The following is a 15891-nucleotide window of genomic DNA, read 5'->3' on the forward strand; positions in this document are numbered from 1 at the left end:
GCGGGTGAACACGCGAGGATCGACACTGGGCCGGCGCTTCCTCGGCATCGTCTTCGTCGTGGTGCTCGTCGCCGCGCTGACGCTCGCCGTGTTGCAGTACCGCAAGGTCTTCACCCCGGTCGCCCGGGTGACCCTCTACACCGCCCAGACCGGGATGCAGCTCAGCCCCGGTGCCGAGGTGAAGCTGCGCGGCGTGCCGATCGGCGAGGTACGCGAGGTCGACAGCGACGGGGCGCGGGCCCGGCTGCGGCTCGCGCTCGACCCGGACCGAATCGGGCAGGTGCCGTCCGACGTCACCGCCCGGCTGCTCCCGAAGACCCTCTTCGGCGAGCGGTACGTGGCGCTGCTCACCCCGGCCGGCTCCACCGCCGCCCCGCTGCGCGACGGTGCCGTGATCAGCCAGGACCGCAGCCGCAACGGCGTCGAGCTGGAACGGGTTCTCGACGAGGCGCTGCCGCTGCTCCGGTCGATCCGCCCCGACAAGCTCGCCAGCACCCTGGCCGCGCTGGCCACCGCGCTGGACGGTCGCGGCGAGCAGCTCGGGCAGACCCTGGAGACCCTCGACGACTACCTGAGCGAACTCAACCGCGAGCTGCCGACGCTCACCGAGGACGTCCGGCGGCTCGCGGCGGTGCTGGACTCCTACGACGCGGCCCTGCCGGACCTGCTGGCCATCCTCCGCGACGTCACCCCGACCGCCCGGACCGTCGCCGACCAGCGGACCCAGCTCGCGGCCTTCCTCGCCGAGTCGACCGACGCCGCCGACGTGGGCCGGCTCTTCCTGGACCGGCACGGTGACCAGGTGGTCCGGCTCGGCGAGCTGGGCCGGCCGGTACTGGAACTGCTGGCCGCGTACTCGCCGGAATATCCGTGCCTGATGCAGGGGCTGGTGCGGGCGCAGCCGCGCGCCGAGGAGGTGTTCCGGAACGGCCGGATGCACGTGACGCTGGAGGTGACCCGGGACAACGGCGCCTACCAGCCCGGCCGGGACGCCCCGGTGTACGCCGCCTCGACCGGCCCACAGTGCCGGGAACTGCCGAACCCGACCCCACCCGCCCCCGAGGTGCGGATCGAGGACGGCTACGACCACGGCGGCTCCCGCCCCGGCCCGGTCAAGCTGCCGGTCGGCAAGCCACCGGCGAACTCCACTGCCACCGGCACCGGTGATGCCCCGGTCGCCGGCAACCCACCGACGATGGGGTCCGCCGGCACCGAGGAGGAACGGAACCTGCTCAAGCCGATCATCGGGGCCGCCACCGACACCCTGCCGGTGCAGGTGCCCGACATCGCGGTGCTGCTCTGGGGCCCGCTGCTGCGCGGAGCGGTGGTGAACGTCAAATGAGCCGGGTACCCGTCGGGCCGCTGGTCAAGCTGGTCGCGTTCGCCGCCGTGACGCTGCTGCTCACCGGGGTGCTCGGGCACGCGCTCGGGTCGTTCTCGTTCGGCGGCACCAGCTATCGGGCCCGGTTCACCGACGTCACCGGCCTGCTGCCCGGCGACGACGTGCGGATCGCCGGGGTCCGGGTCGGCCAGGTCGACGAGATCCGGGTGGTGCAGGACACCGTCGCCGAGGTCACCCTGCGGCTGACCGAGGAGGTGCCGCTCCGCAGCACCGTGCGGGCGAAGATCCGGTACCGCAACCTGATCGGCCAGCGTTACGTCGCGCTCGCCGAGGGCCCCGGCAGCGGACCGCCGCTGCGCCCGGACGGGCTGATCCCGATCGGCCAGACCACCCCGGCCCTCGACCTGACCACCCTCTTCAACGGGTTCCGGCCACTCTTCACCGCGCTGAGCCCGCAGGACGTCAACAAGCTGGCGTACGAGATCATCCAGGTGCTCCAGGGCGAGGGCGGTACCGTCTCCAGCCTGCTGGCGCACACCGCCTCGCTGACCAACACCCTCGCCGACCGGGACGCGGTGATCGGCCGGGTGGTGACGAACCTCAACTCGGTACTGGCCACCCTGGACTCCCGGGACGCCGAACTCGACCAGACGATCCGCTCATTGCAGCAGTTCGTCTCCGGGCTGGCCGGCGACCGCGAGGCGATCGGCGCCGCCCTGGTCAACCTCGGCAAACTCACCGGCAGCACCGCCGCGCTGCTCGTCGACGCCCGGCCGGCGCTCGCCGCCGACGTGACCGAACTCGGCGAACTCGCCGGCACCCTCAACCGGAACGCGGCGGTCATCGACGGCACCCTCGGCCGGCTGCCCGACCGGTACGAGGCGCTGACCCGGGTCGCCTCGGACGGCTCCTGGCTCAACCTCTTCGTCTGCGACTTCGACGGCCGGCTGGCCCTCGGCGGGCAGGCCGTCAACCCGGCGACGTTCAGCTCCCAGGCCGCCCGCTGCGCCGGATCAGGAGGTGCCCGGTGAAACCGTTCCGGGAACGCAATCCCGTCGCCGTCGGCGTGATCGGGCTGGTGGTGCTGACCGGCCTGCTGCTGACCGCGTTCCGGCTCGACGACATCGCGGCGCTCGGCGACCGGGCGTACGCGGCGGCGTTCCGGGACGCCAGCGGGCTGGCCGAGGGGAACGAGGTCCGGGTCGCCGGGGTACGCGTCGGCGAGGTCACCGAGGTGGACCTGGCCCGAAACGGCACCGGCCCGTACGTCCGGGTGCGGTTCCGGATCGACGACGGCGAGCTGCGGCTCGGCACGGAGACCGGTGCGACCATCCGGATCAAGACGGTGCTCGGCCAGAAATATCTGGCACTCGCCCCGGCCGGGCCTGGTCGGCTGGCCGAGGAGGCGGAGATCCCGCTGCACCGCACCGCGTCGCCGTTCGACGTGATGCAGGCGGTCACCGGGCTGGCCGGCACGCTCGACGAGATCGACACCGGCCAGTTGGCGACCGCGTTCACCACCCTCGCCGAGACCTTCGCCGACACGCCCGGCAGCGTCCGCTCCTCGCTGGACGGGCTCTCCCGGCTCTCCCGCACGGTCGCCAGCCGGGACGCCGAGCTGCGCGAGCTGCTGGAGCGGGCCCGGGGCGTCACCGACGTACTGGCGAACCGGGACGAGGAGTTCCGTCGGCTGGTCGCGGACGGGACGCTGCTGCTCGACGAGGTGCACCGGCGACGCGACGCCATCCACGAGCTGCTGGTCGGCACCCGGGACCTGGCGACCCAGCTCTCCGGGCTGGTCGCCGACAACCGGACCACGCTGGAGCCGACGCTGCGGCAGTTGCGCGGGGTGGTGGTGACGCTGCAACGCAACCGCGACGACCTGGAGCGGACGTTGCAGACGATGGGGCCGTTCCTGGACGCCTTCACCAACGTGCTCGGCAACGGGCGGTGGTTCGACTCGTACCTGCGCGGGCTGCTCCAGCCGTACGTGCCGACGGGAGGTCGCTGATGCGCCGGCTCCTCGCCCCGCCGAACCGGCGCCGGGCACTGCTCGCCGCCGGGGTGACCGTGGTGGTGGCCGCCGCCGCCACGTTCGTGCTGCTGCACCAGGGCACCCCGCAGCGGACCCTGGTCGCGCACTTCACCCGGGCGGTCGGCATCCACCCCGGCTCCGACGTACGGGTGCTCGGGGTGCGGGTCGGCGAGGTCGTCTCGATCGAGCCGGTCGGGCGTACCGTCCGGATGGAGCTGCGCTACGACGCCGAGCACGACATCCCGGCCGACGCGTCGGCGGTGATCGTGCCGCCGAGCCTGGTCAGCGACCGGTACGTCCAGCTCACCCCGGCCTACTCCGGCGGCGCCCGACTGCCCGACGGCGCCGTGCTGCCGGTGGACCGGACGATGGCGCCGATGGAGATCGACGACATCTACCGGTCGCTCGACGAGTTCAACCGGGCGCTCGGCCCGGACGGCGCCAACGCCGACGGCGCGCTGGACGACCTGCTCGGCACCGCCCGGGCCAACCTGGCCGGCAACGGTGACAACCTGCACGACACCCTGGACGGGCTCTCCCAGGCGCTGGACACCCTCGCCGAGGGGCGGCAGGACCTCTTCGGCACGGTGGCGAACCTGCAACGGTTCACCACCGCGCTGGCCCGCAGCGACCAGCAGGTGCGCGCGTTCAACTCCCGGCTCGCCGACGTGGCCGGCCAGCTCGCCGCCGAACGGGACGACCTGGCCGCCGCGCTGCGCAACCTCGCGACCGCGCTCGGCGAGGTGACCCGGTTCGTCCGGGAGAACCGGGCGCTGCTGAAATCCAATGTGGAGGCGCTGGCGGACGTGACGAACGTGCTGGTCCGGCAGCAGAAGGCGCTGATCAAGATCCTGGACGTGGCGCCGCTGACCCTCTCCAACCTGAACCTGGCCTACAACGCCCGCTCCGGCACCCTGGACACCCGGGACAACCTGCTCGGGCCGTACGACCCGGCCGCGTACGTCTGCGCCACCCTGGCCGACGCGCTGCCGGTGCCGAAGGTGCCGAAGCGCTGCTTCGAGCTGGCCGAGACCCTCCAGCTCAAGCGGTTGCCGCTGCCGGAGGAGCTGCGCAAGCTGCTCAACCTGCCGCCGTCCGCCAAGCCCGCACCCGCGACACCGCGACCGCCGGCCGCCGATGCCGGCGGGCCCACACCCGCACCGGGAGCGCCTGGGCCGGAGGTGTCGCTCGACCGCACGCTGGGCGGCATCCTGCGAGGTCTCCGATGAACCGGCCCGACTCCCCCGGCACTCGTCCGACGGCCGGGTTCCGCTTCGCTCGTTCGGCGACCGGGCTCCGCTTCGCTCGTCCGGCGACCGGGTTCCGTGGTGCTCGTGCGGCGGCTGGGTTCCGGGGTGGACGGTCGGCGGGCCGGGCGGTCGCGACGCTGCTGGCGGCGACGCTCGGGGTGACCGGCTGCACCGTCCCGGAGCTGGCCGACCTGCCGCTGCCCGGCGGCGCGCCGAACGGGCCGGCGTACCAGGTCACGGCCGAGTTCGCCGACGTGCTCGACCTGGTGCCGCAGGCCGCCGTCAAGGTCAACGACGTCACCGTGGGCAGCGTGCAGGAGATCTCGCTGCGCGGCTGGACCGCCCTGGTGCGGCTCCGGATCGACCGCACCGTGCGGCTGCCCGGCAACGCCACCGCCGCCGTCCGGCAGACCAGCCTGCTCGGCGAGAAGTACGTCGCCCTGGCCGCCCCGGTCACCGAGCCGGCCGCCGGGCAACTCGGCGACGACGCCGTGATCCCGCTGGTCCGGACCAAACGGTCGGCCGAGGTCGAGGAGGTGCTCGCCGCGCTCGGGCTGCTGCTCAACGGCGGCGGGCTGGCCCAACTCAAGACGATCAACCAGGAACTCGCCGCCGCGTTGCAGGGCCGGGAGCCGGCCGCCCGGGACGCACTGCGCCAGTTGGACACCTTCGTGACCGGGCTCGACCGGCAGAAGGCGGACCTGGTCCGCGCGGTGGACGCGCTGGACCGGCTGACGGATCGGCTGGCCCGGCAACGCGCCGTGATCGGGGACGCGCTCTCCGCCCTCGATCCCGGCCTCACCGTACTCGCCGAGCAGCGGGAGCAGCTCAGCGCGGCGGTCACCGCCCTCGGCGAACTGGGCCGGGTGGGCTCCCGGGTGGTCACCGAGAGCCGGGAGGATCTGGTGGCGAGCGTACGGGCCCTGCAACCGACGCTCGAACAGCTCGTCCGGGCCGGTGACGCGCTGCCGAAGTCGCTCGACTTCATGCTGTCGTACCCGTTCCCGCCGAACGTCACCGGGGCAATCGTCGGCGACTACGTCAACCTGGCGGTCACCGCCGACCTGGACGCCGCGGCGATCCTGGCGAACCTCTTCTCGGCCAAGCCGGTGGCGAAACCGCCGCCGAAGAACGCGACCCGGCCCGGCGGCGGCGCCAAGGGCAACCGGCCCGGTGCGACCGGCGGCGGGCAACGCCCCGGCGGCGGTGACGACGACGAGCGGCCGGGCGGTGGGGTGGGACGGCTGCTGCCCGGGGTACTGCCACCGATCTGCCTGCCGGTCGGCGGACTGCTGCCGATCGACTGGCTGCCCCCGCTGCTGCCCGAGTGCGAGTTGCCGCCCGGCTGTGAACTGCTCCGGCCCGGGTCGCTGCTGCCGCCGGGCGGGCTGCTGCCACCCGGCGGGGTGGTGCCGCCGGGCACCGTCTTCCCGCCCGGCACCAAACTGCCGCTGGGCGCCATCCTCTCCCCCGGCTGCCTGCTGCCCCCGCCGGACGGGGCGACGAACGGGCGGACCGGCGGGCTGCTCGACGTACTCGGCGGGGGGTTGCTGCGATGATCGGACGTACCGCCCGGCTCCAGGTACTGGCGTTCCTGCTGGTCAGCGTGCTCGGGATCAGCTACGTCGCGGTACGTTACGTCGGGCTCGGCGACCGGCTGCTCGGGCACGGCTATCTGCTGCACGCCGACTTCGCCGACGCCGGGGGCATCTTCCCGAACGCGTCGGTCAGCTATCGGGGTGTCCCGGTCGGCCGGGTCGAGGCGGTCGACCTGCACGACGGGGCGGTCCGGGTCACCCTCCGGCTCGACGAGGGAGTACGGGTACCCGACGCGCTGCGCGCGGTGGTCTCGCAGCGTTCCGCCGTCGGTGAGCAGTACGTCGACCTGCGCCCCGAACGCGACGGCGGGCCATACCTGCCGGCGGGCGCGGTGATCCCCCGGGACCGTACCGGCACCCCGCTGGCCCCGGAGACCCTGTTGGCCAACCTGGACTCGCTGGTCCGTTCCATCGACCCGGACGACCTGGCGGTGGTGATCGACGAGCTGGGCGTCGCCTTCGAGGGGAACGAGGCGGCACTGCGCCGGATCCTCGACGCGAGCGGCGCACTGCTGGCCGAGGCGACCCTGCGGTTGCCGGAGACGGTGACGCTGATCCGGGACGGGCGCACGGTGCTGCGTACCCAGCAGGAGTCCGCCGAAGCGCTGCGCCGCTGGGCGGACGGGCTGGCCCGGCTCGCCGAGACGGTCCGGGCAGCCGATCCGGACCTGCGGCGGATCCTCGCCGACGGGCCGCCCGCCGCGACCGAACTCGTCGGCCTGCTCCGCGACCTGGACCCGTCGATCGGCACCCTGCTGGGCAACCTGGTCGCGGTGAACGGGGTGGCCGCCCGGCGGCTGCCCGGCATCGAGCAACTGCTGGTGGTCTATCCGCTGGTGGTCGACGGCGCGTTCACCGTCACCCCCGGCGACGGCACGGTGCACTTCGGACTCGTGGTGAACATCGCCGATCCGCCCGCCTGCGTCTACCACGGGTCGACCCGCTGCACGTCGGCGGAGGCGGCCCGAGGTTCCAGCGTCCGGGGCAACGCGGCGGCGCCCCGCCCCGGCGGCACGGACCCGGCGCCGCCCCGGCCCGGCGGCCCGGCGCTGCCGGAGCCGGTCGAACCGGCCGAGGACGCCCCGCCGGTCTCCCCGGCCACGGTCGCCGGCTACGACCCGGCGACCGGGGTCGCGCTGGGTCCGGCCGGCGGACCGCTCTCCTTCGGCTCGACCGGTGGGCAGTACCAGCTCGCCGGCGACCAGTCCTGGAAGCAACTCCTACTCGCCGGCCTCGCGCCGTGACCGATCCCGAGGAGCCGACCGATGCGCAGCGGTGAGGAACGCAGGTTGAAACTGGTGAAGGGCACGGCAGCGGCCGATCCGAGCACCCCGGACGTACCCCGGCAGCCGACCGGACGGGCTCCGGCCGGCGGGACACGGCGGTCGGGCGACGGGACGCGGCAGCCGGCCCGGGGCGGACGGGCGGCGACCCGGCGTACGGTGACCCGGCGGGTCCCGGCCGCCGCCAAGGACCCGGTGGAGGAGATCCTCGAACGGCTCGACCAGGAGCCGGCGGAGAAGCCGGAGACCGAGCGGAGCAGCGCGACGGACGAGCCGGGTTCGACCGAAACGGCGGCCGGCACCGGTAGGGCGGCTTCGACGGGCGACCCGGGCTCGACCGAGGACGCGGTGAACGGCGGGCGGAAGGGCTCCGGGCGGCGGCTCGGCACCACGGTCGCGCTCGTCGCCGCGCTCTGTGCGGCACTCGCCCTGGCCGGGGTCTTCGGCTATCGCTGGTGGGAGGAGAGGGCGGTCGAGCGGGCCCACGGGCAGGCCCTGGCCGCCGCACGGCAGACCACGGTCAACTTCGTCTCGGTCAGCGCCTCCAGTGTGGACACTGACCTCCAGCGGATCACCGCCGGCGCCACCGGGGAGTTCAAGGAGGAGTTCGTCCGGGGCCAGGCCAAGGTCCGGGAAGCGGTGCTCGAAAACAAGGTCGAGTCCAGGGGTACGGTGCTGCGCGCCGGCCTGCTCTCCGGCGACCGCCGCCACGCGGTGGTACTGGTGGCGATGGACGCGACCGTCAAGAACGTGAACGCCCCGGACGGGCGGCCCGCGCACTACCGGATCCAGGTCGACCTGACCAGGGATGGCGACTCCGACACCTGGCTGGTCTCCCGGCTCCAGTTCGTCGGCTGAGAGGAGTTCTCCGATGCGATCGTCCATCGCCACGCTGGCCCGACGGCTGCGCCCCGGACGCCGTACCGGCGAGGAGCCGGCGGCCGACGGCGCGGAACGGGGCGGCGAGGCTGCCCCGGCGCGGCGCCGCCGTTACGCCGGCAGCCGCCTGCACCTCGCCCTCGCGGTCGCCACCGTGCTCGCGGCCGCAGCCGCCGGCACCGCCTGGTACGCCCACCATCGGGCCGAGGAACGCGACTCGGCGGTACGCCAGGCGCTCGCCACCGCCGGTCCGGCCGCCAAGGCGATCTTCTCCTACGACTACCGCAGCTTCGACGCCAGCGTGGCGAACGGGCGGGCCTTCGTGACCGGCGCCTTCGCCGACGAGTACGCCGAGACGACCTCGGCGCTGAAGTCGACGGCCGTCGCCGAGCAGGCGGTGGTGCTCGCGGAGGTCTCCGCCAGCGGGGTGATCCGGGCGGAGTCGGCCGAGGTGGAGCTGCTGGTCTATCTGAACCAGTACCGGCGCAACGCCAACACCGACGGCGAGAAGGTCGACCAGAACCGGGTCGTCCTCGAACTGCACCGGGTCGGCGGCGAGTGGAAGGTGGCCCGGGCCACCGCCATCTGACCCGTACGGGAATGTCGGTGCCGTGCTGCATCATCCCGAGCGTGTACTTCGTCTACCGCTCCCACTACGAGGGGCCGCTGAGCAAGCACGTCCGCCACCTGCCGGGGGTGGGGGTGCTGGACTGGTTCCGTCGGGGCTGGACCGTCGAGGACCCGGAGGAGTGGGTCGAGGAGCAGCTCGGCGTCGACGTCTACGGGCTGGATTCGATCTTCGAGGAGGCGGTGCGGCGGCAGCTCGACCCGCCGCGCGACTGGCGGGAACTCCACGACCTGCTGCGCGAGCACCTCTACCTCGAAGGTGAGCCGGAGACCCACCTGCGGGTCACCGAGCACTCCGTGCGGGCGTACACCGACGACGACGAGGTCGAGTTGGCGTACTTCCTCCTCGACGACGAGGCGCCGGCCGCCGCGCCGGACCGGCTGGCCTACCTGTTCCAGTCGTGGCCGCTGCCCGCCGAGGTCACCGCGCCGGAGAGCCCCGACACCGCCTTCGTGCCAGCGGTTCCCACCCAGCCGGCGATGCCGCCCGCCGGAGGTGCCGGCGCCACCTACGCGGTGCTGCTGACCTTCTACGACGGCGCGTCGATCGCCACCACCCCGGCACAGGTGTTCCCCGGGGTACGCCTGCCGGGGTTCGCCGCGCGGCTGCGGGCCGGGCTCGTCGCGCCGGGGCGGCCGGACCCGGACTGGCCGCCGGAGTTGAAGGTGCTGGCGCTGCTGCTCGACCCGGCGGACGAGTCGATCGAGCCGGCGCTGCGCCGGGCCGTGGAGTGGCCGGGCTTCCACGGACCGATCTGGGAGCCCTGGCCCGAGCTGCCCGACGGCGCCGACGACACCGATCCGGTCGCCGCGCGCCGGGCGGCACTGCCGCCGATGCCCGCCGACGCGCACCCGGACCGGTCGCTGCTGCTCGTCTCGGCACACCTGGCCCAGCTGGCGATGTACACCGACGAGGTCTTCGGCTACCAGCAGTGGTTCTTCTTCGACGACCTGTGGGCGGGCAGCCACCCCGACCTCGCCCAGTCCCTGCTCCGCTACGCGAGCCACTGGGACCCGCTCGGCTGACCCCCGCCGCCGGGCCATGCACCCGCAGCCAGACAGATCGGGACGGCGGGGGCCGGACCGGACCCGCGCCGGACCGGCACCGGATGGTTGACTGTCCGCGATGACGGAAGATCACGTGCGATGACGCAGTACTCCGCGCCGCTGCTCTGCGAGCCGTACCTGCTCGATCCGGACCGGGACGGTGTCTGGGTCGCCTGGCACACCGAGGAGCCCGGCACCGGCGGGTTCGTGTTGGTCGGCCCGGCGGTGGCCGGGATGTCGCCCCGGCAGGCTTGGGACGCCGCCTCCGGCGACCAGCCGTCCGGCCCCGGGTGGCGGCGGTTCGTGGCACAGACCCACCCGCTCTCCCGTACCCGGGAGGACGCCGGGTCCCGGGTGCCGGGGCGGAGCTATCCGGCGCCGACCCGCCGACCGGTGTACCGGCACCTGGCCCGGGTCACCGGGCTGGCGCCCGGCCGCACGCCGTACCGGGTGGTCGCCCCGTACGGTCCGGACCGGGTCACCGTCACGGCGGTCTACTCGCTGGCTCCGGCGGCGCCGGCCGGGGCGGGGGTACGGCTGCTGCTGAGCAGCGACCACCAGCTCAAGGCGATGACGGCGGCCAACCTGGAGAAGGTGGCCGAGACCGTCGGCGTACGGCTGGACGGGGTGCTGATGGCCGGCGACATGGTCAACGTCGGCGACCGGGCCAGCGACTGGTTCGACGCGGCCACCGGTCCCGCCTTCTTCGCCGGCATGACGGGGCGGGCGGAGACACCGATCGCCGGCCGGACCTACCGGGGTGCCCCGCTGTTGCAGCACACCCCGATCTTCCCGGCGATCGGCAACCACGAGGTGATGGGCCGGTGGTCGGAGACGGCCAGCCTGGACAGCCAGTTCAACGACCCGCAGCCGAGGGACGTGGCCCGCGAGCGATGCCGGGCCGACGGCCCGAACGAGTTGGACGAGTCGAACGAGCTGGACGAGGCGGAACTGTGCCGGCGGTCCTGGGACGTCACGACGTACGAGGAACTCTTCCCGTACCCGCGCAGTGCGGCGGGCGGCCCCCGCTGGTGGTCCCGGACGATCGGCGACGTGCACCTGGTGACGCTCTTCGTCACGTCGATCTGGCGCCCGCACGTACCGGTCGGGCGGGGCAAGTTCCAGGAGGACGTGGCCGACCTGGCCCACCCGGAACGGTGGGGGCACGGCCAGTTCATCTTCGAGCCGGTGCACCGGGACTCCGCGCAGTACCGCTGGCTGGCGCAGGAGCTGACCTCGGCCGAGGCCCGCGCGGCGCGGTACCGGGTGGTGATGTTCCACCATCCCGGTCACGGGCTCGGCGACAACTCGACACCGCCGTTCACCGATCCGGTGCCGACGGTCGAGCGCGACCCGGCCACCGGTGCGGTCAGCGCGGTGCGGTACGCGTACCCGCTGGCCGAGGACCACATCCTGCGCGACCTCGAACCGCTCTTCTGCGCCACCGGCGTGCACCTGGTGCACAACGGTCACGCGCACCTGTGGAACCGGTTCCGGAATCCGGCCGGGGTCAACTGGCTGGAGACCTCGAACGTCGGCAACAGCTACGGCGCGTACGACGTGTCGTCCGGTGCCGCCCGGAACCTGCCGGCGGGGCCGGACCACGTCCGGCAGGGTGATCCGGGCGGGCTGGAGCCGGTCGTCCCGACGGTCGCGCCGTTGACCGGGCCGACCGGTGCCCCGCTGCCCTACGTGGCGAGCGACGACATCACGGTCTTCTCGGTCCTGGACTCGACGGCCGGGGTGGTCCGGTCCTATCGGTTCGACACCCGCGACCCGGACGCCCCGGTGCTGCTCTTCGACGAGTTCCCGCTGACCTGATCCCCCGGCACCCCGACCGGCCGTCAGTCCGGCGGCTCCGGGGTCGCCGCCTGCCCGGACGCGGCGGTCTGCTCCGGTGCCACGCTCCCGTCCGGGGTCACCGTGTCCTCCGAGGTACGCCGTTCCAGGAACGAGTCCGGGGCGGCCGCCGCCTCGGCGACGCGGCGTTCCGACTCCGTCGTCCTCGGATCGGACTCGGCCAGCACCGCCGCCCCCGCCTCGCGCCGGTCCGAGTCGGCCAGTACCGCCGCCGCCTGCGCCTCCGGGTCGTCGCTGCCCACGGAGCGTTCCTCCGGGAGCAGGTGGGCGGCCCGGTTCTCGACCCGGTCACTCGTCTCTTCACTCATGCCGCGATCCATACCCGAACCGTTGCTCCGCTACTCGTCGGAGCCGTCCGGGGCCGCCGGGCGAGGCCCCGGCGCAGCCGGTGGCCGTACCGGACCGGCGGATGTCCTGGTCTGCGGCATGGTGGGCCGAATACGGCATTTCCGGCCGGAGAGCAGCAGCCAGCCGCCACCAGCCCGGGGCGTCGAAAAAGCGGATGTCTGCTCCGGCCGCCGGGCACTAGCGTGACGGCGTGACGGCAGAGACCTCGGCGGAGGACCGGCTCGACGCCGGCTGGCGGGCCGAGAGCGACGCCTGGATCACGGATCGGCTGGCCGAGCGGGGCATCGCCGCCACCGCCCCGGTCCAGTCCGTCCGGGTGCGCGCCTGGTCGATCGTGCGGCGGGTGGAGACCAGCGCCGGTCGGATGTGGTTCAAGGCGAACGTGCCGACCAACGCCTTCGAGGCGGGGGTGGTCGAGGCGCTGGCGGAGTTGGTGCCGGAGCTGGTCGTGGCGCCGCTGGCGGTGGACCGGGGCCGGGGCTGGTTTCTCGGGCCGGACGGCGGGACGATCCTGCGGGAGCTGACCGGGCGGCCCGACCCGGCCCGCTGGGCGGAGCTGCTGCGGACGTACGCCGGTCTTCAGCGCGCGATGGCCCCGCACGCCGACCGGCTGGTCCGGCTCGGCGTGCCGGACCTCCGCCCGGCCCGGATGCCGGCCGCGCTGGCCGGGCTGCTGGCCGATCCGACGGTCCGGCTCGCGGAGCCACACCGGGCCGCGCTGGTCGCGCTCTTGCCCGAGTACGACAGTTGGTGCGCCGACCTTGACGCCGACGGGCTGCCGGCGTCGATCCAGCACGACGACCTGCACGACGGCAACGTCTTCGTCGGCGCCGCCGGAATGCGCTTCTTCGACTGGGGCGACGCCTGCCTGGCGCACCCGTTCGGCAGCCTGCTCGTGGCGCTGAACGTCGCCGCCGACCAGCTCGGCGTGGACCCGGCGGGTCCGGAGCTGTCCCGGCTCCGGGACGCCTACCTGGAACCCTGGACCGATCTCCGGGACCGTGCCGACCTGCGCCACTCGGTCCGGTTGGCGCTGCGGGTCGCGAAGGTCGGCCGGGCGGTCTCCTGGCAGCGGGCACTGCGCGGCGCGACCGCGCCCGACTGGCAGCGGGCACTCGGCGGTCCGGCGCTGATCGCCCCCGAGCACACGACGGCGCCGGCCGCCTGGCTGGAGGCGCTCATCCCGGAACCGGCCCCGGTCAGGGCGCGAGTCGACTGATCCGGGCCGGCCGGCCGGTCAGGGCGCGAGTCGAGTGATCTCGGGCCGGCCCCGGTCAGCCTGCGGATCGACTGATCCGGGTCACGGCGCACCGTTCAGTGGAACAGCCGGGCCGGGACGGCGTCGGCGAGCAGCCGGTAACCGGTCGGGTTGAGGTGCAGGTGGTCGCCGGTGTCGGCGGCCGGCAACAGTCGCCGGGGGTCCGCCGGATCCCGTACGGCCCGATCGAAGTCGATCACGGCGTCGAACCGGCCGCTGCCGCGGATCCACCGGTTGACCGCCTGTCGAGTCGCCTCCCGGAGCCCGGTCGGATCGTCGTAGTCCGGGTTGCCGCCGAACGGGGTCAGCGTGGCGCCGTACACGAGGATCTCCTGTGCGTGCGCCCGGGTGACGATCTGGTCGTACGCGGTGAGCAGGTCGTCGGCGACCGCCCGCTGGGCGGCCTCGGTGGCCTCGGCGGTGCCGATGTCGTTGACCCCCTCGAACACCACGAGCCAGGCGACGCCGCTCTGCGCCAGTACGTCCCGGTCCAGCCGGGCCAGCGCGTTAGGTCCGAGCCCGTCGGCGAGTACCCGGTTGCCGCCGGCCGCCTGGTTCAGCACCGCGACGTCCCGGGTTCGGTCGTGGCCGTGCAGCCGGTCCACGAGTTGGTCCGGCCAGCGGTCGTTGCCGTTGGTGGTGGAACCCCGCCCGTCGGTCAACGAGTCGCCGAGCAGCACCGCGACCCGGGTGCCGGGCCCGGCCGGCACCTCCAGCGCGCTGAGCAGGTACCAGTGGTCGACCGGGGTGGCACCGGGCAGCGTCGACGCCGCGACGTGGTTGCCGCGCAGCAGGTGGGAGGTGGTCCGGGAGCCGGGGTGCGCGGTGATCCGGTCCGATGCCTGTCCCGGCCCGAGATAGAGCGTCACGGTCAGGTTGGCGCGGGCCGGTACGGCGATGTCGACCGGGTCGGAGACAAGTTGCGCACCCACCGGTACGGTCACCGACGCCCGGCCGCTGAAGGTCACCGGCCGCGCGCTGCCGGGCTGGATCGCGCTGACCCCGGCCCGGCCGCCCTCCGGCAGCGCGACCGTGGCGGCGGTGACCGGCAGCGGCGCCCCGCCGAAGGCGTTGGAGAGGCGCAGCCGGATCCGCGACCCGGCCACCGACACCCGGACGGTCTGCCGGAGCGTGCTGTCGGCCAGCATCCGGTCGGGCTCGGTGAAGGGTGGCGGCGGCATGTTCTCCGGCTCGGCGAGCTGCGGCATCGACGCCCAGCTCGTCGCCCAGCGCTGCCCGACCCGGCCGCCGTCGGCGCGACCGGTCGGCTCTGCCGCGACGACCTCACCCGGTTCGCCCGGCCCCGCCCGGTCGGGAACTCCCCCGGGCGCGGGCACCGCCGCGGGTTCGGCCACGGTCGCGGGCTCGGCCACCGCCGCAGGTTCGGCCACGGTCACGGGTTCGGCGATCGCCTCGGGTTCGGTCGCGGTCGCCGGCTCGGCCACCGCCTCGGGTTCGGTCGCCGGCTCGGCCACCGCCTCGGGTTCGGTCGCGGTCGCGGGTTCGGCTACCGCCTCGGGTTCGGTCGCGGGGTCGGCCACCGCCGTAGGTTCGCTCACGGCGGCGGCACCGGACGAGCCGGCGACGAGCAGGGCGGTGCGGATTCCCACCGTCACCAGGCTGAGCAACGGCCACCTCCGGCTTCTGTCGCGGTCTCCCCCGCACGCCGCTGCTGCCGGGCATCGGGAGCGGCGGGGGTTTCGGCTGCGGACAAATATAGGGGCCGCCATCGCCCACCCCCGGGACGCGAGGGTTACCCGGGCGGCTTCTGGTCTGCGGCGCTCACCGGCGCCGGCCAGTTTCGCAGCACGGCGTCGACGGCATCCACCGTCCTGGCCCAGGAGTCGTCGACCGGGCGGGGGTGGTGCCGGAATCCGCCGGCCCGCTCAAGGCTCACGTAACCGTGGAAGGTGCTGTTCAGCATGCGTACCGCATCGGTCTGGTCCGGCTCGGCCAGCCGGTAGCCGCGCAGGATTGCCCGGGTCAGCTCGGCGTGCCGGCGGGCCGCGTCGGCGGCGACCGTGTCCGTCTGCGGGTCGAGTTCGAGCTGCGCCGCCGAGTATCTGCCGGGGTGTTGTTTCGCGTAGTTCCGGTACGTGTCGGCGAAGGCCGCCAGCGCGTCCCGGCCGGCGCGACCGGCGAGTGCGGCGGCGGCCCGGTCGGCGAGTTCCGTCAGGGCCAGTGCGGCCACCCTGACCCGCAGGTCGCGGGCGTTGCGGACATGGGAGTAGAGGCTGGCGTCCTTGACGCCGAAGTGGCGGGCGAGCGCCGAGATGGTCACGTTCTCGAAGCCGACCTCGTCGGCCAGCTCCGCCGCCGCCCGAGTCAGCCGCTCGGCGGTGAGCCCCGCACGCGTCATGTGCC

At 74.0% G+C, this 15891-nt stretch carries 14 protein-coding genes; 11 read left to right on the forward strand and 3 right to left on the reverse strand.

What is annotated here, in order from left to right; genetic code table 11:
- Positions 1 to 4 precede the first annotated feature (4 nt).
- The 10 genes from C6361_RS05465 to C6361_RS05510 all read left to right on the forward strand — a co-directional run bounded on the left by C6361_RS05465 (position 5) and on the right by C6361_RS05510 (position 11882).
- Positions 5 to 1342 (forward strand): MCE family protein, encoded by a 1338-nt coding sequence (locus tag C6361_RS05465; protein ID WP_199853255.1) that lies wholly within the window; start codon positions 5 to 7, stop codon positions 1340 to 1342.
- Positions 1339 to 2373 (forward strand): MCE family protein, encoded by a 1035-nt coding sequence (locus tag C6361_RS05470; RefSeq protein ID WP_107266978.1) that lies wholly within the window; start codon positions 1339 to 1341, stop codon positions 2371 to 2373. Before C6361_RS05465 ends, C6361_RS05470 begins: the two co-directional genes overlap by 4 nt.
- Positions 2370 to 3353 carry an MCE family protein gene (locus tag C6361_RS05475; protein ID WP_107266979.1) on the forward strand — a complete coding sequence of 328 codons (984 nt, stop codon included), beginning with the start codon at positions 2370 to 2372 and terminating at the stop codon, positions 3351 to 3353. Before C6361_RS05470 ends, C6361_RS05475 begins: the two co-directional genes overlap by 4 nt.
- A complete protein-coding gene (locus tag C6361_RS05480) occupies positions 3353 to 4606 on the forward strand; it encodes an MCE family protein (protein WP_107266980.1) in 1254 nt (417 codons plus the stop codon). The genes C6361_RS05475 and C6361_RS05480 overlap by 1 nt, the downstream gene beginning before the upstream one ends.
- Positions 4603 to 6186 (forward strand): MCE family protein, encoded by a 1584-nt coding sequence (locus C6361_RS05485; RefSeq protein WP_107266981.1) that lies wholly within the window; start codon positions 4603 to 4605, stop codon positions 6184 to 6186. Before C6361_RS05480 ends, C6361_RS05485 begins: the two co-directional genes overlap by 4 nt.
- Positions 6183 to 7469, forward strand: coding sequence for an MCE family protein (locus C6361_RS05490; RefSeq protein ID WP_107266982.1), 1287 nt, complete (start codon positions 6183 to 6185; stop codon positions 7467 to 7469). The genes C6361_RS05485 and C6361_RS05490 overlap by 4 nt, the downstream gene beginning before the upstream one ends.
- 21 nt (positions 7470 to 7490) lie before the next feature.
- Complete coding sequence (locus tag C6361_RS05495) at positions 7491 to 8366, forward strand: hypothetical protein (protein ID WP_107266983.1); 876 nt, start codon at positions 7491 to 7493, stop codon at positions 8364 to 8366.
- 13 nt (positions 8367 to 8379) lie between these two features.
- The gene (locus tag C6361_RS05500; RefSeq protein WP_107256088.1) at positions 8380 to 8976 is read left to right on the forward strand and encodes a hypothetical protein; all 597 of its coding nucleotides are present in this window, start codon (positions 8380 to 8382) and stop codon (positions 8974 to 8976) included.
- A gap of 41 nt (positions 8977 to 9017) precedes the next feature.
- Complete coding sequence (locus tag C6361_RS05505; RefSeq protein WP_107266984.1) at positions 9018 to 10040, forward strand: hypothetical protein; 1023 nt, start codon at positions 9018 to 9020, stop codon at positions 10038 to 10040.
- A 120-nt stretch (positions 10041 to 10160) separates the two neighbouring features.
- Positions 10161 to 11882, forward strand: coding sequence for a metallophosphoesterase (locus C6361_RS05510; RefSeq protein WP_107266985.1), 1722 nt, complete (start codon positions 10161 to 10163; stop codon positions 11880 to 11882).
- A gap of 23 nt (positions 11883 to 11905) precedes the next feature.
- Here C6361_RS05510 and C6361_RS05515 read toward each other — a convergent pair whose 3' ends face one another.
- Positions 11906 to 12229 carry a hypothetical protein gene (locus tag C6361_RS05515; protein WP_234359344.1) on the reverse strand — a complete coding sequence of 108 codons (324 nt, stop codon included), beginning with the start codon at positions 12227 to 12229 and terminating at the stop codon, positions 11906 to 11908.
- 230 nt (positions 12230 to 12459) lie between these two features.
- Between C6361_RS05515 and C6361_RS05520 the strand changes: the two genes are divergently transcribed.
- Positions 12460 to 13488: a phosphotransferase family protein gene (locus C6361_RS05520; protein WP_107266986.1), complete on the forward strand. Its 1029-nt coding sequence runs from the start codon at positions 12460 to 12462 to the stop codon at positions 13486 to 13488.
- 95 nt (positions 13489 to 13583) lie between these two features.
- Here the strand turns inward: C6361_RS05520 and C6361_RS05525 are convergent, their stop codons facing one another.
- Together C6361_RS05525 and C6361_RS05530 are read right to left on the reverse strand one after the other, a co-directional pair.
- Complete coding sequence (locus C6361_RS05525; protein ID WP_234359345.1) at positions 13584 to 15137, reverse strand: GDSL-type esterase/lipase family protein; 1554 nt, start codon at positions 15135 to 15137, stop codon at positions 13584 to 13586.
- 143 nt (positions 15138 to 15280) lie between these two features.
- Entirely contained in the window at positions 15281 to 15886 is a 606-nt protein-coding gene (locus tag C6361_RS05530; protein WP_107266988.1) for a TetR/AcrR family transcriptional regulator, read from the reverse strand.
- Positions 15887 to 15891: the final 5 nt, after the last annotated feature.

This window comes from Plantactinospora sp. BC1 (assembly GCF_003030345.1).
Taxonomy (GTDB): domain Bacteria; phylum Actinomycetota; class Actinomycetes; order Mycobacteriales; family Micromonosporaceae; genus Plantactinospora.